The following is a 23180-nucleotide window of genomic DNA, read 5'->3' as shown; positions in this document are numbered from 1 at the left end:
TCTACTCACAACTGTCAACCTTATTTACTGATGCCTGACTGCTGCATTTGCTTATAAAGAAGAAGTTGGCTGCTTCGGGGCGTGATTATAAGCTGCCGATTTGAGAATGTGCAAGGGTTGGCACGAAATAGTCGTCTTTTTTCGTATTTTTTTTCACCACCCAGCCGGCACCCCGCATTTTTCCGTCATTTACGCCATAGTGCCCCTGCTCACAGGGCATCAGGGGGATGCATCCAGGACATTCCATGGGGCTTATATTTACGCAATATCTGCTGATGCAGGCCTGACAGCACAGGCAATTTGGGGTTGCGCGGGTCCAGGCGGCGCACGCCGGCAATAAAGACCAGCGCCTGCCGGCCCAGGCGCTCGTCCCAGCCGCCGTGCTCCAGGCATTTCAGCACGGCCACGGCCGCATTGAACACCACTTGCGGATTGTCGGGCAAGCGCGTGACGGCCTCGCTCATCAGCTCGACGGCACCGCGGAAGTCGCCTTCGCCCGCCCTGGCCGCGCCCGCCGCCACCATCTCGGCCACTTCCTGGCGGCTCTGGCGTGCCATTGCCTTGGCCAACTCCTCGCGTCCCGCCTGCTCGAAGACGGCCATGGCGCGCGTCATGGCCGCGCTGTCGGGCGCATTGCGCATGACTTCACGCATCACTTCGGCGGCGCCATCCTCGCGTCCATGCGCCAGGCAATGGCGCGCCAGTTCCATCTTCAGCGCATTCGAGCCGCCGGGACCTTGGCGGTTCGCCAGCAGCGCCGCATCGAGCGACGCCTGCAGGCGCGCCTGGTTGCCCGTATGCGCATGCAGCATGGCGCCGCACAGCGCACTGCACAGTTCCACGTGCTGTTGCCCGCCCATGGTCTTGTCGAGGTCGCGGATCACGGCGCCGGCCTGCAGCGGGTCGCCCTTGCGCACCAGGGTCTGCACCAGGCGCACATGGTCTTCCGGATCGCGGAATTCGGAATACCTGGCCTTGCTGACCACCAGCTTCATGGCCTTTTCCGCCATGTCCACATCGTCGGCCGCCAGCGCCGCCTCGCCCAGGCGGCGCAGCCGGCGCACGGCGTGCGGCGACAGGGCCACCGCCTCGCTGAGCGCCGCCTGCGCCAGTTGCGGCTGGCCCAGCGCCAGGTGCGTGCGCGCCAGCCAGTCATATGCATCCAGGAAGCGCTTGTTATTTTCCAGTAAGCTTTCCAGCACCTGCCGGGCCGCCGCATAGTCGCCGCGCAGGAACAGGGTCTTGGCCTGCCCCAGGCGCGCCCAGCCGATGGCCTTGGCGTCGTACAGCGCCGCGTAGATCGGTTCGGCGTCGGCCGCCTCGCCCAGCAGCAGGTGCAGTTCGGCGCGCAGGCGCAAGAAATCGCTGGCATAGCGCGGGTACAAGCTGGCGCCCTCGACACAGGCGGCAATCGCCGCGCGCTCGTTGCCCACGTCGATCAGCGCATACACGGGCACGAAGGCATTGCGCTTGTCGAGCGCGCGGCCGATGCGTTCGAGCATGCGGTCAGCCGTGAACGGTTTCAGGATGTAGTCGGTTGGCAGCAGCTCGACGGCACTGACCACCTTGGCGAAGCTGCCCTCGCCCGTGACCATGAAAAACATGGTCGAGGCGTGCATGAGCTTATGGTGGCGCAAGTCTTCCAGCATCTGCTGGCCATCCTGCCCGCCTTCGAGGTCGTATTCGCACAGGATCAGGTCATAGGACTTGCTGCCCAGCATGCGGATCGCCTGGCCCGAGCTGGCTGCGTCATCGATCTTGGCCAGGCCGCACAGGTTGAGCATATTGTGCAGGCTGGCGCGCATGCCCGGATGCGGCTCGATGATCAGTGCGCTGAGGCCCTGGAGTTCTTTCATGTCGTGATGTCCGAAAACTCAGCGGCGCGCCACACTGGTGCACGGCGCCAGCCTGCATGAGGCTGCCGAGTATATGACGGCGCCGCGCACAAGGGAATGGCACGGCGCCGAAACCGGCTGGCGGCTCAGGCGGCAGCGTGCTCCGGATGCCACAGTTGCGGCTCGTGGTCGATCAGGTCCTGCAGCGCGGCCACCACTTCCGGATCGAACTGGCTGCCGCTGCGCTGTTCGATATATTCGCGTACCTGCGGATACGGCCACGGCTCCTTGTACGGCCGCTCGTGCAGCAAGGCGTCGAAGACGTCGACCACGGCCACGATGCGCGCGGCCACGGGAATGTCGCGCCCGCTGAGGCCGTTGGGATAGCCGGCGCCATCGAAATGCTCGTGGTGGCCGCCGGCGATCTGCGCGCCATACGTCAGGTAGCTGACGCCGTCGACCATGTTCGCCGCCCGCTCGAGGATGGTGCGGCCGACGCCGGCATGCAGCTGCATCTGCGCCCGCTCCTCGTCCGTATGCCGGCCCGGCTTGAGCAGCACGGCATCCGGCGTGGCCACCTTGCCCACGTCGTGCAGGATGCTGGCCAGGCCGATCATGTCGAGCAGCTGCGGTGTCAGTTCGTCCGGATACACGCCGCGCTGCTGCATGCGCCGGGCGATCGCATCCGACAGCTGCTGCACGCGCCGCACATGGCCGCCCGTGTCGCTGTCGCGAAACTCGGCCAGGTCGGCCAGCGCCACCACGGTCGCCTCCTGCGCCTTGCGCAGCTGGCCAAACATGTACAGATTGTCGAAAGCGGCCGCGATACGCTGGCAAAACACTTCCAGCAGGTCGCGCTGGATCTGCGCCAGCGGCCACGGCGGCGTGACGGAAATGGCCAGCTCGCGGTTGCCTTCCGTATGGATGAACAGCACGTTCGCCGGGTGTTCGAACTGGCTGCGCTTCTCGGCGAAGGCCTTGTCGATGGTGGCGGTGAGCGCATGGTCGGCCGGCATGGCTTCCGACTCGGCCAGCATGGCATAGGTGCCGGTGGCGGCGACCACCTCAGGCCGCCCGGCGCCGCCCTGCATCAGGCACAGCACGCCGTCCGCGCCCACGTCGAGGATGGCGCTGACCTGGTTCAGCACGCCGGAAGCGAATTCGCGCAGCGAGTGGACCTGGTACAGATTGGTGGCGCCGGCGAGGATCTTGCCCAGGCCGATACGGCTGCGCTCGAGCATCATCAGGCTCTCGTAGGCACGCAAGGCCGAGATCACGGTGGTAAACAGCTTTTGCGTGGTCAGTTCGGTCTTCGCCTTGTAATCGTTGATATCGTATTCGATGATCACGCGCTGCTCGGGCGCCTGGCCCGGCTGGCCCGTGCGCAGCACGACGCGCACGATGGAATTGTTCAGGTCGGCGCGGATGCGCTTGGCCAGGATCAGGCCGGCGTCATCCGTTTCCATCACCACATCGAGCAGCACCAGCGCGATATCAGGCGTGTCGCGCAGGATGTCATACGCTTCGCGGCCGCTGTAGGCGGAAAACAGTTCCAGTTCACGCCCCTTGAAACTGACGTTGCGCAGCGCCAGCCGCGTCACCGCATGCACGTCGACATCATCGTCGACGATCAGCACGCGCCACAGGCGCTGGTCAGGCGCGGCCAACCCGGCAGGGGCGGCTACCGGCTCATCCTCGTCGAGCAGCCAGTTATCATCTGCATCGGCTTTGAGGTCGGTCATGGATACTCCTAATGGATAGATTCGATGTGAAAGCCGTTTGATGCCTGTCAAGCATAATCAGATTAGATGCTGCTTACAACAGGATTCTGCGTGGCGCTCTCGCCAACGGGCGGGTTTGCCGCCGGTGATGGCGCGCCGCTCTTGTTCTTGCCGCCACAGCCATCCGGAGCTGGCTCCACCATCTGGTATCGCACTTCATACTTTCCCGCGCTCAGCTGTTCCACCGTCAGCTTGTCGTGTGCCAGCACGAACAGATAGCGCACGTTCGAACGCCGCTCCAGGTCATACAGCTTGACGAACACGGGCACCGCATTGGCGCTGTTGTCGAGCGTCAGCGCCAGCTCCTCGCCCTTGTTACTGATCGGGAAGCCCTCCACGTAGCCCGATTGCACGGGCCATGGCTCGCCATTCGGCGCTACCAGCGCCTGCGGCTGGCTGCCGCCGGCATCGCACGGGGACGGGCTGGCTTTCATGCTCAGCTGGGATACGGCCAGCATGCGGATCTCGGGCGCCCGCGCCTGCTGCGGCTCGGGCGCATACGGCTTGCCCACGGCCCAGCTGTCGACCGCCACCGCCTCGCCCTTCGACGGCGGCAGCAAGGCGCCCGCGCCATCGGCCGATGCTGCCGCATGCGGCTTGGCGCCATCGCGCGCCAAGCCGCTCCAGGCCGAGGCCAGTGCGGCCGGCATCGGCTGCGACGTATCGATCATCAGGAAGGCGCCCAGCCAGCCCAGCAGCAAACACAGCCCCAGGCTCAGCCACCACCGCCAGTTGCGCCAGATGGCCAGGACCTTGCGCCGCGGCGCGCCGCTCGCTGGCGGCACATCCTGTGCCCACGCCTGCTCATGCTGCTGGGCCTGGCCCTTCTGCCGGCCATCCTTGTGCCTGCCGTCTTCCTGGTGGGTGCTTTCCAGCCATTCGATTTCCCACTCCTCGGCGGCGATCCACTCGTCGTGTTCGCGGCGCCGCTGCGGATCGGACAAGGTGCCATAGGCGCTGTTGAGGATGGCCATGATGCGGGCCGCCTTTTCGTCGCCGGGATTCTTGTCTGGATGATATTTCTGGCTGAGGGCCTTGTACGCGGCACGTATGACTTCCTGCGGCGCCAGGCGCGCCACCTTCAGGTTGTCATAGTGTGTATGTATCTTTCCCATCGTTCTATCTTGAAATCGGTGCGCGGCGACGGGTTCTTGCAGGATGGAACCGTGCTGTGTCGGTCATCATATACGATATGACAAGATAATAACCACCGGCGGACAGGAAATTGCGGGGCGGGGCTGCCCCGCCTTGACATTACAGCCGGTGGCTGCGGTCACCCGACAACAAGGTCTCCGGCAACGTCACCCGGTGGCCCACGGCCAGCACCTTGAACAGTTCGCCCATCTCGGCCGGCGACAGCAGCTTTTGCACGGCGCTGGCCTGCGGCAGATAGGCTTTGGCCTGTGCGGGATCCGTGCGCAACAGCAAGTCGCCGATGCCGGCGCCCAGCAGGAAGGTCGCCTGGCTCATGTAGCCAAGCACGTCGAGTCCCGCATCCTGCGCCGCCACGGCCATGGCCGTGAAGTCCACGTGGGCCGTGATGTCCTGCAGGCCGGGCAGATAAAACGGCTCCGCGTGCGCATGGTGGCGGTAATGGCACATCAGGGTGCCCGTGGCGCGCTGGCCAAGATAGTATTCGTGGCCGGGAAAACCGTAGTCGAAGAGTACCGCCGCGCCGCCCTTGCCCGCGGTCAGCATGCGCGCCAGCGAGCGCATGAAGCCGCAGGCGACGCCATGGATCTCGCTGACATAGCCGACCGGCAAATCATCCGCACCAGGCACCTGGGCGGCGATCTGCGCCGCCACCGCGGCATCGGCGGGCCGCTCGACGAAGACAAACTGGCCATCGGCAATGCTGACGTCGAGCTCGCACCAGCCGTCAGGCGTCTTGCTGATCAGGTTGACGGGCATGGCGTCGAGCACTTCATTGCCGAACACGGCGCCTTCAAAACTGTCAGGAAAACCGTCGAGCCACACCACTTGCGGGAAGGCGGCCAGTGCCAGTTCCTGGCGCGCGCGCAACTCGCCGGACAATTCGACGATTGCATACTGTTCTATATGAATGCCGGCGCTGGCCGCTTCCGTCAGGATGTCAACGGCCAGCTTGCCCGTGCCGGCGCCGAATTCGAGGATGCGCGGGGCCGTTTGCGCCATAATAGCGGCTGCCACGTGGGCCAGGGTGGCACCGAACAGGGGCGAAATCTCCGGCGCGGTTGTAAAATCGCCATCCTTGCCCAGCTTGGCGGCGCCGCCGCTGTAATAGCCGAGGTCGGGCGCATACAGCGCCAGCTCCATGAAGCGGACAAAGGGAATGGCGCCGTCATTGCGCGCGATTTCGGCGGCAATCTGGTGCTGCAAGGCATGGGACGCGGCCAGCGCGTCGCTATCGGGTGCGGGTAGGGACATTCCCGCATTGTAGCGAATCGGCGGCGCATGCCGCCAGTGCGGCGTCCACCGAATATCTCAACCATAGCAAAGACATGACAGAAGCAAGCACAACGCCATTCGACAGCACACCCCGCGTCGCCCTCGTCACGGGCGCGGCACGCCGCATCGGCCGCGCCATCGCGCTGGGCCTGGCGCGCGACGGCTGGGATATCGCCGTGCACTACCGCGACTCGCGCGATGAAGCGCTCAGCCTGGTGGCCGAGATCACGGCGCTGGGCCGCCGCGCGCAAGCGTTCCCCTGCGACCTGGCGCAGGAAGACGCCGTGCGCCAGTTGCTGCCGCAGGCGCAGGCGGCGCTGGGAACGATCACTTGCGTGGTGAACAACGCATCGTTGTTTGAATACGACAATGCCGGCGATTTTTCCGTCGCCGCGCTCGACGCCCACATGCATGCCAACCTGGCCGCCCCCATCCTGCTGGCGCAAGCGCTGTACCAGGCCACCCCGGCAGGCGGGCAAGCCGTGGTCATCAACTTGCTCGATCAAAAACTGTACAATCTCAATCCTGATTTTTTGTCATACACCCTGTCCAAGGCGGCGCTGCTGTCGGCGACCACCATGCTGGCCCAGGCGCTGGCGCCGAAAGTGCGCGTGGTGGGCATCGCCCCCGGCATCACCATGGTCTCCGGCGAGCAAACGGCAGCGAACTTTGCCAAGGCGCATGAAAACACGCCGCTGGGTCGTTCCAGCACGCCCGAGGATGTGGCCGACTGCGTTTGTTACGTGGCTGGCGCACGCGCGCTGACGGGCACGACCTTGCTGGTCGATGGCGGCCAGCACTTGATCGGCCTGCCGCGCGACGTCATGTTTTTGACCAAATAATCAGCAATCCGACCGAATACCAATACACATTAGCATTCCAGCATCCCCTAAAAGGTAAAACTATGTCGTCCGCCCTGTCCCACCCTCGCCTGGCCGATTGCCGCCGGCTGTTCCTGCGCAATTACGAAGTCCTCATCAACATCGGCGTCTACGACTTCGAGAAAAAGGGCGAGCAGCGCGTCCTCATCAACGTCGACCTGTACATTCCCCTGGCCCTGTCGACGCCCAAGGATGACCAGCTGGAAGAAGTGGTCGATTACGACTTCATGCGCGAAACCATCGCCAAGCGCATGGCGCAAGGCCACGTGCAGCTGCAGGAAAGCCTGGTCGACGATGTGCTCGACGCCATGCTGGCGCACCCGCGCGTGCGCGCCGCGCGCGTGTCGAGCATGAAACCGGACGTGTATCCCGACTGCGAAGGCGTGGGCGTGGAAGTATTCAAGATCAAGGATGAAGCATGAACAACATGAGCAACACCGCCGTGCTGGAAACGGCGACAACGGCCGTGGAATTCCCGGCCAACGTGGAAGCGCAGAAACTGGCGCGCAAGAAGGCGGAAAAGATCGCCCTGGAAAACAACAAGCTGCACAAGCGCCTGTGCCGCCTGGTGGGGCAAGCCATTGGCGACTTCAATATGATCGAAGACGGCGACAAGGTGATGGTGTGCCTGTCGGGCGGCAAGGACAGCTATGCCTTGCTGGACATCCTGATGACCTTGCGCGAACGCGCGCCGATTCACTTCGATATCGTCGCCGTCAACCTGGACCAGAAGCAGCCGAATTTCCCGCCGGAAATCCTGCCCGCCTACCTGACGGAACTGGGCGTGGCCTTCCACATCGAAAACCAGGATACCTACAGCATCGTCAAGCGCCTGATCCCGGAAGGCAAGACCACCTGCTCGCTGTGCTCGCGCCTGCGCCGCGGCATCCTGTACCGCGTGGCAGACGAGCTGGGCGCCAACAAGATCGCCCTGGGCCACCACCGCGATGACATTCTGGAAACATTCTTCCTGAATATGTTCTTCGGGGGCAAATTGAAAGGCATGCCGGCCAAGCTGCAATCGGATGACGGCAAGCACATCGTCATTCGCCCGATGGCCTACGTGAAGGAAGAAGACACGCAGCGCTATGCGGAAGTCAAGGGCTTCCCCATCATTCCCTGCGATTTGTGCGGTTCGCAGGAAAACCTGCAGCGCAAGCAGATCAAGGGCCTGATGCGCGAATGGGACAAGAAATTCCCGGGCCGCGTGGAAAGCATCTTCTCGGCCCTGTCGAACGTGGCGCCATCGCACCTGATGGACCCGAAACTGTTCGGTTTCAAGGATTTGAAGGCGGACGGCGTGGCCAATCCCATGGGCGACATCGCCTTCGACGAAGAGCCATGCTCGACGCCGACCACCTTCGGCACCATTCCGCTGCAACAAGGCTGACCTCCATGCACGGCGTCATCATCGCGATGGCGCCATCGCCTGCCTCACATTAAAACTCTTCCCAGTCGTCGCCGGCCAGCGCTTTCGCGGGTGCCGGCGGCTGCGCCTTGACGGCGATGCTGGGCGCGGCAACACGCGGCGCCGGCGCGGGACGTGCGGCTGCCGGCCGTGGCGCCGGACGGCGCAGCAAGCCTGGCTGTTCGCGCAGCTTGAACACGCTGACCACTTGCGCCAGGCCATGCGCCTGCTCTTGCAGCGAACCGGCCGCGGCCGCAGCCTCTTCCACCAGCGCCGCATTCTGCTGGGTCACCTGGTCCATCTGGGTAATCGCCTGGTTGACTTGCCCGATACCGTGCGTCTGTTCCTGGCTGGCACTGGAAATCTCGCCGATGATATCGGTCACGCGCCTGACGCTGGACACCACTTCATCCATCGTCGTGCCCGCCTGGTCGACCAGCTTGGCGCCCGCGCCCACCTTGCTGACGGAATCGTCGATCAGGCCCTTGATTTCCTTGGCCGCCTGGCTAGACCTTTGCGCCAGGTTGCGCACTTCGCCGGCCACGACCGCGAAACCGCGCCCCTGCTCGCCGGCCCGTGCCGCTTCCACGGCCGCATTGAGCGCCAGGATGTTGGTCTGAAAGGCGATGCCGTCGATCACGCTGATGATGTCGACGATCTTGCGCGACGATTCGTTGATCGAACCCATGGTCGCCACCACTTCCGCCACCACCGAGCCGCCGCGGCTGGCGATGCCGGCCGCCGTGATCGCCAGCTGGTTGGCCTGGCGCGCATTGTCGGCATTCTGCCTGACGGTGCTGGTCAGCTCTTCCATCGACGAGGCCGTTTCTTCCAGCGAACCGGCCTGCTGTTCCGTGCGCGACGACAGGTCCAGGTTGCCGGCGGCGATTTCAGACGAGGCCGTGGCGATGCTGTCCGTGCCGCTGCGCACCCGGCTGACGATGTCGACCAGGTTGTTGTTCATATTACCCAGGGCCGTCAGCAGCGCGCCCGTTTCATCTTTCGCCGTCGTGGTGACGGTCTGCGTGAGGTCGCCGGCGGCCACCGTTTCGGCCAGCGCCAGCGCCTGGCGCAGCGGACGCGTGATGCCCGTCGTCAGCAGCCACGAGCACAACACGCCGAAGGCCACGGCGAACACGGTCAGCAGGCTGATGACGGTGGTGTCATGCACGGCGGAAGCGTCGATCCGCTTGGCCGTCGCATCGATGCTTTCGCGCTGCATCGTCACCAGTTCCTGCAGCAAATCCTGGTAGACCTTGGCGGCCGGGCTAAACGCGCTGTCGAGGATGGCCGCCGCGCCTTCCACGTCGCCATCGGCCTTGGCCTTGACGGCACCGTCGCGCGAGGCGCTGTAGACCTTGCGCTGCTCGAGGATCTTGGCGAACAGGGCTTTTTCCCGCTCGCCTGCGATCAGCGGCTCGATCTGCTTGAGCAATTCGGCCGCCTTCTTTACGGACGCGGCCGAGTCTTCCTTGAAATACGCTCCCAGCGCCGGGTCGCTGCTCTTGACGATGGCGGCCGTGCGGCGGATCGACGCGAAATTCAAGCCATACCAGTCGGTAATCAGGCGTTCCTTGGTCAGCGGTTCGGCCATCATGGCGCGCGTCGAGGTCGCCACTTCATTCAAACGCCACACGCCGACGGCGGCAATCAGGACGGTCATTGCCAAGATCAATACAAAGCCGATGCCGAGGCGCTTGCCGATCTTGATATTTGCGATAAAACCCATGGTGTCTTTTCTCTAAAGTCATGCGTTAAGGATATTTTTAATTCCTTGCGGAATTATTTATATTGCAGATTATACATTGTTGAAATATATGCAGATGTTTTGTTGATTTTAAGAAATGTTTCTGTTAAGTTAAAAAATATCTCAGCAACAGCATGCGCGCGTCGCCTGCCTCTCAAAGAAAACCATGAAATCGCCTGTCTTGCTCCCTGCCTCCCACGTCCACAACATCGCCTTTGCCGCCGCCCTCGCCTGTGCCGGCAGCGCCCAGGCGGCCGCCCTGCCGCCGGCCATCGCCGCGCAGCTGAACGCCAACTATCCGGCCGTGGAAAGCCTGTACCTGGACCTGCACCGCCACCCGGAACTGGCGTTCCAGGAAGTCGAGACGGCAAAGAAGCTGGCCGAGAAGGTCAAGGCCCTCGGTTTTGACGTGACCACCGGTGTCGGCGGCACGGGCGTCGTCGCCATCCTGCGCAACGGCCCCGGCCCCGTCGTCATGCTGCGCACGGAAATCGACGCCCTGCCCGTGCTGGAAAAGACCGGCCTGCCGTTTGCCAGCAGCGCCGTGACGAAGAACGCCGCCGGCGAAAGCGTGCCGGTCATGCATGCCTGCGGCCACGACGTGCACATGTCGGCCTGGTATGGCAGCGCCAAGCTGATGGCCGACAACCGCCAGCAATGGAGCGGCACCCTGATGCTGGTGGGCCAGCCGGCCGAGGAACCGCTGCTGGGCGCCGCCGCCATGCTCAAGGATGGCCTGTTCACGCGCTTCCCGAAACCGGACTACGCCCTGTCCTTCCACGATGAAGCGACGCTGCCAGCGGGCACCGTCGGCTACCACGCCGGCTACTTCCGCGCCGCCGCCGACACCATCGGCATCACCGTGTACGGCCAGGGCGGCCACGGCGCCGCGCCGCACGACACGCGCGACCCCGTCGTGATGGCGGCGCGCATCGTGCTGGCACTGCAAACCCTGGTCTCGCGCGAAAACAATCCGATGGACCCCGTCGTCATCACGGTGGGCAGCATCCACGGCGGCACGCAGGCCAACATCGTGCCCGACCAGGTCAGCATGCAGCTGACGGTGCGCACCTTCAAGGATGCCGTGCGCAAGCGCGTGCTGGCCAGCATCGCGCGGGAAGTCAAGGGCGAGGCGTTTGCCGCCGGCGCGCCGAAGGAACCGCTGGTGGAAATCCGTCCCGGCACGGACGCCGTCTACAACGATCCGGACCTGACCCTGCGCATGGTGTCCACCTTGCAAAAATCGATGGGCGCAGCCAACGTGACGGAAATGCCGGCCAAGATGACATCGGAAGACTTCGCCAACTACGGCCAGGCCGGCGTGAAGGCCGTGCTGCTGCATATCGGCGCGGTGGAACCAGGCAAGCTGGCGGCGGCCAAGGCCAGCGGCAAGCCGCTGCCCGGCCCGCACTCGCCGCAGTGGGCGCCCGAGTACCAGCCGACCATCAAGGCGGCGATCACGGCGGAAACGTCGATCCTGCTCGACTTGCTGGGCAAGAAGAAGTAAGCGCCGCATCCACGGGGAGGCTGGCCTCCCCGCGCGTCGAAATGCTTTCCTTCGCCTCCCTGCTGCAGTAAGCTCGGTGTCTGCCGCCACGCCCGTGCCGGCGTCCCTTGCAACCAGACCATGAACGGACACTGTATGACGACAACCGCGCTCAAACGCCCCGTACTGACCCTGCTGGCCCTCAGCTTTGCCCTCTCCACCGCCTTTGCCGCCGCCCCTGTCATGGCGCAGGCGGACAACAGCGCCGACCGCTGGGATCTGACCACCCTGTACAAGAGCGACGCCGATTTCGATAGCGATGCGAACCGGCTGACGGCGCAGTTGCGCCAGCTGGCCGGCTGCCAGGGCCAGCTGGGCGTCTCGCCGGCCCGCCTGAAAAGCTGCCTGGACCTGTATGCGGACGCGCGCAAGCGCGTCAACACGCTCACCACCTATGCGGCGCAGTACTACGACCAGGACACGGGCGACAGCAAGGGCAATCAGCTGAACCAGCGCGCCGCCCTGCTGGGCAATGAATTCAACCAGGCCACCACTTTCCTGCAGCCGGAAATCCTGGCCCTGGGCGCCAGGCGCATCGAGGCCCTGCTGGCGAAAGACAAGGGCTTGCAGCTGTACCGCTTTCAATTGAATAACATGCTGCGCAGCGCGCCGCATACGCTGGACTCTGCCGGCGAGCAGCTGGTGGCGCAATTCGGCCTGGCAACAAGCTCGGCCGCCAGCGTCTACCGTACCCTGGCCAATGCGGAAATCCCGTGGCCCACCGTGAAACTATCGGACGGCAAGGAGGTACGCCTCGACCAGGCCGCCTACACCAAGTACCGCGGCAGCGACAACCGCGCCGACCGCAAGCTGGTATTCGACGCCTTCTTCGGCAAGTGGAAGGAATACGAGCGCACGTTTGGCGAAACCCTGTACGGCCAGCTGAAGACGGATGCCGCGTATGCGAAAGTGCGCCACTACCCCGATTCGCAGAGCGCCGCGCTCGATGCCGACCACCTGCCGCCGGCCGTCTACCAGACCCTGATCGCGCAGACCAACGCCAACCTGCCCACCCTGCACCGCTATTTCAAGCTGCGCGCGCGCATGCTGGGCATTGCGGACCTGGGCTACCACGATATCTACGCCTCGCTGCTCAAGAGCAGGCGCACCTTCCCGCTGGCCGAAGGCAAGCAGATGATGCTAGCCTCCGCCGCGCCGCTGGGCCCCGACTATGTCAAGGCGCTCACTGCCGCCGTGGACGCGCGCTGGATGGATGTGTATCCGCGCGCGCGCAAGGTGGCGGGCGCCTACATGAATGGCGACGCGTACGACGCCCACCCGTATGTGCTGCTGAACTACACGGACAACTACGAAGCCGTCAGCACCCTGACGCACGAATGGGGCCACGCCATGCATTCGGTGCTGGCCAACAAGGCGCAGCCATCGATCTATGCGCCCTACAGCATCTTTGTCGCGGAAATCGCCTCGACGACGAACGAGGCGCTGCTGCTCGACGCGCGCCTGAAACAGGCCAAGGATGATGACGAGCGCCTGCTGTACCTGGGCGCGGCGCTGGAAAACCTGCGCGGCACCTTCTTCCGCCAATCCATGTTCGCCGAATTCGAGGCGGCCATCCACGGCAAGGTGGACAAGGGGGAATCGCTGACGGGCGAGCAGATAACGGCCATCTATGCCGATATCCTCAAGCGCTACCACGGCGAAGCGCAGGGCATCATGAAGATAGACCCCGCTCACGCGCTGGAATGGGCGTACGTGCCGCATTTCTATCACGGCTTCTATGTGTTCCAGTACGCCACCTCGATCGCGGCGGCGCAGGACTTCGCGCAGCGCATCCTCGACAAGGAACCGGGCGCGCTGGCGGCCTACCTGAAGATGCTCAGCGCGGGCGGCTCGGCCTACCCCTACGATCTGGTGAAGGCGGCCGGCGTCGACCTGGCCTCGCCGAAACCGTACCAGGCGCTGGTGGCGCGCATGAACGGCATCATGGACCAGATCGAGGCGATTGAGAGCAAACGGGGCAAATAAAGCTGAGGCCAAACGTAGGTCGGCTTAGCGCAAAGCGCGTAAGCCGACAGCACCACGTTCAGCGCCAACAATGTTGTCGGATTACGCGCTTGCGCGCTAATCCGATCTACCATTTTCTGCTTGCTCCGAGGCAAATGCCGCCGCATCGCTCTCGAACATGTCTTCCAGCTCCTCGCGCGCCTGGCGCGTGAGGGACATGACTTTTTGCTGGTCCTGGAAGTGCGGCGCCACTTCCAGCAAAGTTTTCAGGTTATGCCGGCCGAAGATGCCGGCCGCGCGCTGCGCCCGCTCCGCGCTGAAGCCCACCTGCTGCAAGGTCTGCTCGCCCAGCAGCAGGGCCGCGGCAAACGTCTCGCGTTCGATCAGGGTCACGCCCCGCTTCATCAATTCATAGTAATGCGTGACGTTGCGCGCGCGCGCCAAAATCGTCAGCTCGGGCAGGCGCAGGCGCACGGCGTCGACCAGGGCCAGGCTGTCGTCCACATTGTCGATGGCGATCACCAGCGCCTTCGCCTTCTCGATGCCGGCCGCCACCAGCAGGTCCACGCGCGTGGCGTCGCCATAAAACACTTTAAAACCGAACTTGCGCAGCAGCTCGATCTGGTCCGGATCGTGATCGAGCACCGTCACGCCGATCTTGTTGGCCGCCAGCAGGCGGCCGATGATCTGGCCGAAGCGGCCAAAGCCGGCAATGACGATGGGATTGTCCTGCGCCTCGATATGGTCGTCGGGGCGGCGCTTCTTGTCGCCCTGCAGGCGCGGCGCGACGAATTTGTCGTGCGCAAGCAGCAGCAAGGGCGTGGCCACCATCGACAGGGTCACCACCACGACCAGCAGCGCGGCCGTCTGCGGCGCAAACACATGCGCGGCCTCGGCGGCGGCAAACACGACGAAGGCGAATTCGCCCCCTTGCGACAGCAGCAGCGCAAAGAACAGCTGCTGGCCGCGCGGGATATCGAAAAACTTCGACAACACATACAGCAAGCCGATTTTCACCACCAGCAGGCCGGCCACCAGGGCCAGGATCAGCAAGGGCTGGGCGCGCAGCACGCCGAAATCGACGGACATGCCGACGGCGATGAAGAACAGGCCCAATAACAGCCCCTTGAACGGTTCCAGGTCGGAAATGAGCTCATGCCGGTATTCGGAATCGGCCAGCAGCACGCCCGCCATGAAGGTGCCCAGCGCCATCGACAGGCCCACCGATTCCATCAGCACGCAGATGGCGACCACCAGCAGCAGGGCAAAGGCCGTGAAGATTTCGCGCAAGTCCGTCTTGGCGATGAAGCGCAGGATGGGGTTGACCAGAAAACGCCCGCCGATCACCAGGGCGGCCAGCACGGCGGCCAGCTTGGCCACGCGCAGCCAGCCCGGTTCGCCGCCATGCGTGACGAGTCCGCCCAGCAGCGGCACCAGCGCGATCATGGGAATGGCGGCGATATCCTGGAACAGCAGGATGGAAAAGCCGGCGGAACCGGCCGGCGTACTCATCAGCTTGCGTTCGCCCAGGGTGGCCAGCACGATGGCCGTCGACGACAGCGACAGCCCCAATGCACCCACCAGCGCCGTGCGCCAGTCCACGCCGCAGGCCATGGCCACGGCGCACAGCCCGGCGCTGACGACGGCCACCTGCGCCCCGCCCCAGCCGAAGATGGGCCGGCGCAGCAGCCACAGGCGCTTCGGTTCCAGTTCCAGGCCGATCAGGAACAGCAGCAGCACCACGCCGAATTCGGAAAAGCTGAGGATCACCTCGACATTCTTGATCAGGCCCAGGCCCCACGGCCCGATGACGACGCCGGCCACCAGGTAGCCGAGCACGGCGCCCATGCCCAGGCGCTTGGCCAGCGGCACCATGATGATGGCGGCCACCAGATAAAACAGTATGTTGACGAGAAAACTGTGGTGTTCCATGCGGATTCCGAGCGGATGTGTGGATGAAACGACATCATGCCTGAAGTGGCGCGCCGGCGTGAAGTGGCTGCCGCGCCACGCCGGCTATTTGCGCGCGGCCACCCGCGCCCGCAGCGCGTCGAACATTGTCGGGATGCTGTCGCGGCTCATGCTGTCGACGATCCAGCCCAGGCCCATCGGCACGGGGCCCGGATCCGTATACACCTGGTACCTGACGGCGGCAGCGCCCGCATCGAGCGGATCCGGCGACAGCTGCCAGTAGCCGCTGGTGTCGGCGATGGTGTCCTCCACCTTCAGTCCCTCCATCGGCACCAGCTTCCAGGCCAGGCTGCAGCTGGCGTCGAGCACCTTGGGCGTCATTCTCAGGCGGTATTGCTTGATTTTCCCCATCGGCAGCTTGAGCGTGACGTCGACCAGCGAGGCGCCGCCGCCGGCGGCCGTCACCTTGATCTTGTCCACGTTCGGCATGAACTGCGGATAGCCGGCGAAATCCTGGATGGCCGCGCAGACGGTGGCCACGCTGGCCGGCATGCTGGTCGTCGCGGCAAAGGTCTTGCCGGGCATACCGGCTTTGCTGACATCGCGCACATCGAGCGCAGGCGTGGCAGCCAGGGTGGCCAGCGGATAACAGGCGGAACAGGCGGCCAGTGCGAACAGCAGGGTCTTCATGGTTTTTCCTGTTCGATCTGCGCGCGCAGCGCCGCCACGTCGACGCGCTTGAGGTAGCTTTCGATATTCTTCCACACGGCGTGATAGCCGTAACCGCCGTTCTTCAACTCGTCGATCGCCTTCTCGCGCGGCCAGCCCTGGTACAGCATGCGGTACATGGCGGCCATCATGCCCGTGCGGTCGGCGCCGTGCAGGCAGTGCAGCAGCACGGGTCCCTGCTGTTCGGCGGCGCGGATGCTGCGCATGGTCGCTATCACATGCTTGTCGCGGATGGCCCAGGTATTGATGGGAATGCGGACGGCGCGGATGCCGCTGCCATCGAGCACCTGCGTGTCGGAGTGGAAGGAGCGCAGGCTGATCACCGTCTTCACGCCCAGCGTCTGCAACTGGGCCACGTCGGCGCTGTCGAGCTTTGCGCTGCGGTACAGGACGGGGGTGACCTGGTGCAGGTTGGACACGTGCGGCAGCGGCGTCGCCCATTCGGCATTGCGCTCGGCCGCCCCGGGCGCCTGCGCGCCGGCGGAACCGGCCGCCAGGGCCAGAAATAGCAGCAAAAGATGCGGCAAGGGCGATAAGGTCATGACTTCCTTTTGTATGAAAACCACAGCAGCACGCCAGCGAGCAGCAGCGATACCCAGTAGTCGGTCGGCGCCCACCACAGCCAGTGCTTGTGCCAGGCGATGTGGGCCGGATTGAAATGCGCCACGCCATAGGCGGGATTGAGCACGAACCACAGATAATCTTCGATGATCCAGAACAGCATGATGCAGCCGATGGCGCGGCACTCGAGACGCGGCGACCATTGCGCCAGGAAGAGCATGGGGAAATGGAAGAACAGGGCAATGAAGGGAAACACCCAGGCATGGTAGCCGGTCATCGGCCGCCCGCCCCAGAAGATATCGAGCAGCCAATGGCTTTCGATGCGCCAGGTGGGCAGGTTCGCGGCCCAGCCAGCCGCCCCTTCGATCTGGATTTCCACCTGGGCGAAGAATAGTCCCAGCAGGGCCACCCAGGCCAGCGTCAGGGCGATCTGCCAGGGTTTTGCCACGGCGGCGCCCGTCACGCCGGCTCCGGCGCCACGCCCGGCGCCAATACCTGCGCCAGCACGTCGACGGCGGCGCGCGGACGGCCCAGGGCCAGTGCTTTCGCGCGCATCGCTTGCAACTGCTGCGGATACTCGAGCAACAGGCGCACGCGGTATTCGAGCGTGACGGCATCGAATGCCTTCAGGGCCACGCCCTGCTCCAGCAGATAGTCGGCATTGCGCTCTTCCTGCCCGGGAATCGGCGCATTGACGATCATGGGCAAGCCCAGGGCCAGGCATTCCGAGGTGGTCAGCCCGCCCGGCTTGGTGATCACCAGGTCGGCGCAGGCCATCAGGCGCTCGACTTCGCTGGTAAAGCCTTGCGCCAGCAGGCGGCCCGGATAGCGGCCGGCCAGTGCCTGCAGCGCCGCCAGCGCGGCGGCATTTTTCCCCGCCAGCACGATCAGCTGGAAGTCGCCGGGCAGCGCCAGCAGGCGCGCGGCCACCGTTTCAAGGCTGCCCAGTCCCGCTCCGCCGCCCATCAGCAAAATCGTCGTGCGCCGCGGGTCGAGGCCAAACGCCTGCGCGCAGCACACGCGATCGGGCACCTGCGCGAACGCGGGCATGACGGGGATACCCGTCACGTGGATGCGCTCGGCGGGGATGCCTTCATGGCGCATGCGGAACGCCACTTCCTCGGTGGCGGCGAAATAGCCCTGCATCTGTTCGTGTACCCACATGCGGTGCAGGTCGAAATCGGTGACCTGTACCCACACCGGGCAGGCCAGTTGCTGCTGGCGCAGCGCGCGCGACAGCAGTTCGGCCGGCAGGAAATGCGTGCAGATGATGGCATCGGGCTGGAAGGCGGCGATCTGCGCCATCAGTGCGCGCGTATTGAGGCGCTCGACGGCGCGGCGCAATCGCTGCATCGAGCTGTCGCGCGGCGCATCGTGGGTGGCGTGATACAGATAGCCCCACAGCGCCGGCGCCTTGTTGACCAGCTTGATATAGAAATCCGTGTACAGCTTGCGGAAGGCGGGCGTGACGAAATCCATCACGTCGAGATGGCTGGCCAGCGCCGCAGGGCCGGCGCCGTCATCGCGCGCCGCATATGCCTCGATGGCTTGCGCTGCGCGCATATGGCCGGCGCCGGCCGAGACGCTCAGGAGCAGAATTTTTTTCGGTGTTTGCTGCGGCATGCGCTGGTGTTCCACTGAAAGCCCTGATCGGGAAAACAGGCACAATACCATTTTCCGCGCCGCGCACATTGTAAATTAGCAAGGCGCGCGGCTTCCCTTACTTCAGCGCCGGCGCGACATCCGTGCGCAGCACCGGGTACAGGTTCAGGCGCTCGTCCCACGAGGCATGGCGGCGGGCGAAGAACTCCAGGCGCGCCTGCGGGCTTTTGGCAAATGCCGGGTCATCGGCCAGCTTCTGCCGGAACTGCGCCGCCAGCGCCGGGTCGGCTGCCAGCTGCGCGCGCGCCACGTCCTCGGCCACGTAGTCTTCCATGTATTCCTTGCGCTCGAAAGCCGTATTGAAGCTGCCCCAGGCCAGCAGGGAATCGGGCGCGCGCGGCTCGAACAGGGCCACCACCAGGCGCGCCTTGGCCTGGCTGACGGGCACGTACAGCGTCCCGGCGCCGATCACGCGCGCCTCGTCATGCCATTCGCCGTGCACGGCCGCCGTCTGGCGGCCCTCGAACGACTGCGCGCCGAATTTCACCTGCGTGGCACGGAACGCTTGCACAGACTGCTGGCCCCAGGCGGCAGCCAGCACCTGGTAGGACACGCCATGCTGGCGCAGCTTGGCCGCCACCATCGGCGCCTGCGCGGCGGGCACCAGGTAGCCCGCCTTCGGCACGGCCTGCTGCAGGTCGGGCACGATCTCGTCGCGCAGGGGCACGGTCCAGATCTGCGGCGTGGTGTCGTCGTAGCGCGTCATCAGCGCGCCCGACACCTCGGACGGCGTACGCGTGTAGGCATAGCCGCGGAACGCGACCATGTGGCTCTTGTCCGTGGTCTTGTAGGTGAGCGGCAAGGTGGTGCCGGCCAGCTGCGCCGCGCGCTCGTCCGCCTCGAGCGCAATCTGCCGCCACTGCGCGCCATGCTGCGCCACTTGCGACAGCAGGGACACGATGGTGTTGCGCGTGATGCGCACGCGGGTCGGATAGTCCTTCCACGAGTGGGTTTCCACCAGCATGCCGAAGCGGTTGCGCAGCAGGAAATAGCCGTGTGAAAAACGCGGGTTCGGCGCCGAGTCGACAAAGCCCGATTGCGGATTGTCCTCCTCGGCAAACGAGATATAGAACGGCTTCGGGTCCGAACCCTGCCGCGCCAGGTCGGCCAGGACATTATCGCGCAGCGCCGTGCCGGCCACGCGCAGCGGCGCATCGCCCGCATGCACGGGTTCGACCTGGATCGAGATATCGGGTTCGAACTGGGCGCCATCGGTCACGTGCAGGTCGACATAGGCCAGCGGGTCCCAGGCGTTCACCAGCGCCAGCATGTGCTGCATCTCGGGCGTATCGGCCTTCATGTAATCGCGGTTCAGGTTGTAGTTTTGCGCCGTGCTGCGCCAGCCCATTTCCACCGGCCCCCGCTGGTTCGGACGATTCCACTGGCCGAAGCGCTCGTGGCCATCGACATTGAAGACCGGGACGAACAGCAGCACCTGTTTATCCAGCGCGCCGGGCGCCGCCTTGCCCTCCAATACTTCGCGCAAGGCCAGGAAACCGGCATCCTTGCCGTCGATCTCGCCCGCATGGATGCCGCCCTGCACCAGCAGCACCGGCAGCTTGCGGCGCGCCGCCTCGGCCGGCGTCAGCGCGCCCGAATTGGAGACAATCAGCGCCAGCATGGGGCGGTTTTCCGGCGTGCGGCCAAATTCCACGCAGCGCACCTGCTTCGGATAGCGCGCCTGGAACTGGCGGCACAGGACTTCCACTTCCGCATAGCGGCCCGTCTGCAGGAAGGCGGAACGCTCGGCCACCGTGGTCAACGGCGAGGCGGCGTACGCAGGCAGGGCAAAGGTGGACAACAAGGCGGTGGATAGCAGGGCGTGGCGTAGCATCGGAAAGGCTCCATCGAGAGAGAACAAGCGGGCAATTATAGGGGGACGGCACGCGTAAAACTGCGGCGGAAAATAAAAAAACCGGGACAGCGTTGGCTGTCCCGGCTGCGGTGCCGGCGTCAGGCCCGGCGGGTCTGACCTCAGGTTGGCTGCTCGGTGAAATCAGCTGCCAAAATGGTAGTTGAATTCAACCCAGCCCTGGCGGCCCTGCGGGCTGTAGCTGCCCACCGGGTAGTAAGGCCAGCCGCCGCTGTCGTCGCGCTTGATCTTGTCGAACACGTTGTTGACGATCAGCGACAAGGTGGCGCGGTCGTTGATGCGGTACACGGTGCTGATATTGGCCAGCGCCGTCGGCGTCAGATAGGCCTTGCCGGCGGCGTTCGGGATCTTGCTGTAGCGGCTGACCAGCAAGGTGTTCGACCAGTCGCCAGCGCTCCAGTTCACGCTCAGGTTGAGCTTGTCGCGCCAATCCGAATTGTTCAGCGATTTGAGTTCGTCGATCTCTTCGTCGCCGATGAATTGCTGCGATTTATTGCTCAGCACCTTGGCGTAGTTGGCCTTGAAGGCGAAGCGGCCATAGTCCGTCGTGCGCAGCAAATACTTGACGCTGATGTCGATGCCGCTGCTGCTCTGCTTGGCCGCGTTGATCGGATTGACGGTGATGGTCTTGATCTCGCCGGCACGGTTCAGCGCATTCGCGGCAAAGCGCTCGACGCGGCCCAGGGTATCGACGCAGGTCGGCGAATTGATGTCAGTCTTGCCCAGGCGGCAATCGGCTTCATCGCGCAGTATCTTGTCGGAGCTCAGGTTGGTTACCAGGTCGTCGATCTTGATATTCCAGTAGTCGACCGAGACGTCGAAATTGGATGTCGGCGACCAGACGGCGCCCACGCCGAACGACTTGCCCTTCTCCGACTGCAGATCCTTGCTGCCGTTCTGCACATAGTCGGCGCCCGGCGATTTGTTCGCGTAGTCGCAATCATCGATGGCCTGCCCGGCGACGCCGCAGCGGTAGTAGTCGGTGGTGCTCGAGTAGTAACCTGTGCCACGCGCCTTGTAGATGTAGTTCATGTCCGGTGCGCGGAAGCTGGTGGCGTAGTTGGCGCGGAACAGCAGTTCCGGCGCGGGCCGCAGTTCCAGGCCGCCGTTGTAGGTGAACTTGCCCTCGTGGCGGCCGGCAAAACTGTAGCGGTCATAGCGGCCGGCCAGGGTGCCGGTCAGCTTTTCATGCAGCGGCAGGTTCACTTCCGCCCCCAGCGCATAGCGGGTGCGCGTGCCGGCCGTGATGTCGGACTTGGTGGCGACGTTGAAGTAGCCTGCGTTCAGGCGCGCGTCGGGCACGTTGCTGAAGCCCTGCTTGCCCACTTCGGCGATGGTGGCGACCTTCGCCACGCCGGCCGGCAACTGGAACAGGTCGCCGTTGGTGGCCAGGCTCAGGGTATTCGTCCACGCCTTGTCGTCGCTGTCGGAATTGCCGGTGATGCTGTCGAATTCGGCCGCCGTCACGCGGCGCGACAGGCGCGCCGGGTCCGGTGCGTAGATCGGCACGCCATTCGCGTCCACGCCCAGTTTCGGACCGAGGAAGAAGCTGTCGATATTGGCCAGCGCGCGCGGCGTATGGCTTTCGCTCTTGTACAGCGAGGCATTGTAGTTCGCTTCATACTGCCACGCCGTGCCCGGAATGCGGCCCTTGGCGCCCAGCGAGATGGCCGTCGCCAGGTCGTCCCACTTGCGGTTGTAGCGCTCCACGCCGCCCATTTCCTCGGGCGAGATATAGCGCGTCCACGCTTCGTAGCGATTGGTGTTCTGGTTGCGGAAATAGCTGCTGCCGGTCGACGACGACGTCCATGTGGGACCGCGCGTATTGTTCTCGGTCGAATTCTTGCCGATCAGGAAATCGGCGAACAAGGTCGTTTCCGGCGACAGTTCATAGTTGGCGCTGCCGAACACGTTCTGGCTCTGGTTCTTGGTCTGCGTGGTCCAGTAGGTGGGTCCCACTTTCGGGCTGGCGCAATAGCTGCCATTCTTCGCCTGGTACTTGACGACGCTGCCGCCGAACAGGTCGCCGAACTGGTTGCAGGTGTCGCCCAGGTCCACATAGGTGCCCGAGGTGCCCGCTTGCACCACGCGGCGCGACGCGATATTCGTCGGCGTGCCCGAGCGGGTGGCCATGAAGTCGCGCTGCAGGCTGGACAGCGGATCGCGCTGGCTCAATTCCACGCTGAACAGCGTGTGCAGCTTGTCGAAATTGCCGCCCCCCGTCAGCTGCACGCGCTGGTTGCCGGCGCCGCCGCGCGTGGTGCCGCCCGCCTTGACGTTGATGTCGAAGCCTTCCGCCTGCTTTTTCAGGATCACGTTGACCACGCCGGCGATCGCGTCGGAACCATAGATGGCCGAGGCGCCGCCGTTGAGAATCTCGATGCGGTCGACGATGCTCGACGGGATATTCGCCAGGTTGGTGAAGTTGACCGTGCCTTCATAGGCGACCGGGAAGTCGGCCAGGCGGCGGCCGTTCAACAGGATCAGCGTGTGATTCGGACCCAGGCCACGCAGGCTGATGGTATTGGCCGATGGCGTGAACGTATTGCCGAAATCCTCGCCTTGCGTGAAGCCGCTGTTCTGTACCTGGTTGGTCAGCGCATCGAAGACATTCTTGTACCCTTGCTTGGTGATTTCATCGCCCGTCAGGATGGTGACGGACGATGGCCCCTCCAGGCTGGCGCGGGGAATCCGCGAACCGGTCACAACCACCGCATGCGGGGTGGCCGCCGGCTGATCGTCCGCGGCGGGCGCCTGCGTTTGCGCGTGCACCTGCCATGCGGAACCGCCCAGGATGGCCAGTACGGCGACGGTGAGCGGTGATAACTTGAATTGTATAGGCATCTTTGCGCTT

General features: G+C 64.5%; 17 protein-coding genes. 5 read left to right on the top strand and 12 right to left on the bottom strand.

Features of this window, described 5'->3' with window-relative positions:
* Positions 1–209: 209 nt before the first annotated feature.
* The 4 genes from AC3RCJ_RS03295 to AC3RCJ_RS03280 form a co-directional block, all read right to left on the bottom strand.
* Positions 210–1856 carry a response regulator gene (locus AC3RCJ_RS03295; protein WP_492956922.1) on the bottom strand — a complete coding sequence of 549 codons (1647 nt, stop codon included), beginning with the start codon at positions 1854–1856 and terminating at the stop codon, positions 210–212.
* 125 nt (positions 1857–1981) lie between these two features.
* On the bottom strand, positions 1982–3577 hold the full coding sequence (locus tag AC3RCJ_RS03290; RefSeq protein WP_492956923.1) for a DUF3369 domain-containing protein: 1596 nt from the start codon (positions 3575–3577) through the stop codon (positions 1982–1984).
* Between the two features lie 62 nt (positions 3578–3639).
* Positions 3640–4731 (bottom strand): J domain-containing protein, encoded by a 1092-nt coding sequence (locus tag AC3RCJ_RS03285; protein WP_492956924.1) that lies wholly within the window; start codon positions 4729–4731, stop codon positions 3640–3642.
* 139 nt (positions 4732–4870) lie between these two features.
* Entirely contained in the window at positions 4871–6022 is a 1152-nt protein-coding gene (locus AC3RCJ_RS03280; protein WP_492956925.1) for a class I SAM-dependent methyltransferase, read from the bottom strand.
* Positions 6023–6096: 74 nt separating this feature from the next.
* On the opposite strand from AC3RCJ_RS03280, the gene AC3RCJ_RS03275 reads away from it, so the two are divergent.
* The 3 genes from AC3RCJ_RS03275 to ttcA all read left to right on the top strand — a co-directional run bounded on the left by AC3RCJ_RS03275 (position 6097) and on the right by ttcA (position 8314).
* Positions 6097–6885, top strand: a complete 789-nt coding sequence (locus AC3RCJ_RS03275) for an SDR family oxidoreductase (RefSeq protein ID WP_492956926.1) — start codon at positions 6097–6099, stop codon at positions 6883–6885.
* A gap of 62 nt (positions 6886–6947) precedes the next feature.
* Positions 6948–7346 carry a dihydroneopterin aldolase gene (locus AC3RCJ_RS03270; RefSeq protein WP_492956927.1) on the top strand — a complete coding sequence of 133 codons (399 nt, stop codon included), beginning with the start codon at positions 6948–6950 and terminating at the stop codon, positions 7344–7346.
* A 5-nt stretch (positions 7347–7351) separates the two neighbouring features.
* A complete protein-coding gene (gene ttcA / locus AC3RCJ_RS03265) occupies positions 7352–8314 on the top strand; it encodes a tRNA 2-thiocytidine(32) synthetase TtcA (protein WP_492957023.1) in 963 nt (320 codons plus the stop codon).
* A gap of 49 nt (positions 8315–8363) precedes the next feature.
* Here the strand turns inward: ttcA and AC3RCJ_RS03260 are convergent, their stop codons facing one another.
* A complete protein-coding gene (locus AC3RCJ_RS03260; RefSeq protein WP_492956928.1) occupies positions 8364–10061 on the bottom strand; it encodes a methyl-accepting chemotaxis protein in 1698 nt (565 codons plus the stop codon).
* 184 nt (positions 10062–10245) lie between these two features.
* Between AC3RCJ_RS03260 and AC3RCJ_RS03255 the strand changes: the two genes are divergently transcribed.
* Positions 10246–11586 (top strand): amidohydrolase, encoded by a 1341-nt coding sequence (locus AC3RCJ_RS03255; RefSeq protein WP_492956929.1) that lies wholly within the window; start codon positions 10246–10248, stop codon positions 11584–11586.
* Between the two features lie 135 nt (positions 11587–11721).
* Complete coding sequence (gene pepF / locus AC3RCJ_RS03250) at positions 11722–13611, top strand: oligoendopeptidase F (protein ID WP_492956930.1); 1890 nt, start codon at positions 11722–11724, stop codon at positions 13609–13611.
* A gap of 96 nt (positions 13612–13707) precedes the next feature.
* On the opposite strand, the gene kefC is transcribed toward pepF, so the two are convergent.
* The 7 genes from kefC to AC3RCJ_RS03215 all read right to left on the bottom strand — a co-directional run bounded on the left by kefC (position 13708) and on the right by AC3RCJ_RS03215 (position 23170).
* Positions 13708–15522, bottom strand: a complete 1815-nt coding sequence (gene kefC, locus AC3RCJ_RS03245) for a glutathione-regulated potassium-efflux system protein KefC (protein ID WP_492956931.1) — start codon at positions 15520–15522, stop codon at positions 13708–13710.
* Positions 15523–15606: 84 nt separating this feature from the next.
* On the bottom strand, positions 15607–16191 hold the full coding sequence (locus AC3RCJ_RS03240; protein ID WP_492956932.1) for an SRPBCC family protein: 585 nt from the start codon (positions 16189–16191) through the stop codon (positions 15607–15609).
* Entirely contained in the window at positions 16188–16772 is a 585-nt protein-coding gene (locus tag AC3RCJ_RS03235; protein ID WP_492956933.1) for a dual specificity protein phosphatase family protein, read from the bottom strand. Before AC3RCJ_RS03235 ends, AC3RCJ_RS03240 begins: the two co-directional genes overlap by 4 nt.
* The gene (locus AC3RCJ_RS03230; protein WP_492956934.1) at positions 16769–17254 is read right to left on the bottom strand and encodes a hypothetical protein; all 486 of its coding nucleotides are present in this window, start codon (positions 17252–17254) and stop codon (positions 16769–16771) included. The genes AC3RCJ_RS03235 and AC3RCJ_RS03230 overlap by 4 nt, the downstream gene beginning before the upstream one ends.
* The gene (locus tag AC3RCJ_RS03225; protein WP_492956935.1) at positions 17251–18414 is read right to left on the bottom strand and encodes an MGDG synthase family glycosyltransferase; all 1164 of its coding nucleotides are present in this window, start codon (positions 18412–18414) and stop codon (positions 17251–17253) included. The genes AC3RCJ_RS03230 and AC3RCJ_RS03225 overlap by 4 nt, the downstream gene beginning before the upstream one ends.
* 97 nt (positions 18415–18511) lie before the next feature.
* Entirely contained in the window at positions 18512–20287 is a 1776-nt protein-coding gene (locus AC3RCJ_RS03220; protein ID WP_492956936.1) for a M14 family metallopeptidase, read from the bottom strand.
* A gap of 162 nt (positions 20288–20449) precedes the next feature.
* Positions 20450–23170, bottom strand: coding sequence for a TonB-dependent receptor plug domain-containing protein (locus AC3RCJ_RS03215; RefSeq protein ID WP_492956937.1), 2721 nt, complete (start codon positions 23168–23170; stop codon positions 20450–20452).
* Positions 23171–23180 lie beyond the last annotated feature (10 nt).

Source organism: Janthinobacterium sp. GW822-FHT07H11 (assembly GCF_058798615.1).
The sequence above is the reverse complement of the archived record's forward strand: the minus strand, read 5'-3'. Positions and strand labels throughout refer to the sequence as shown.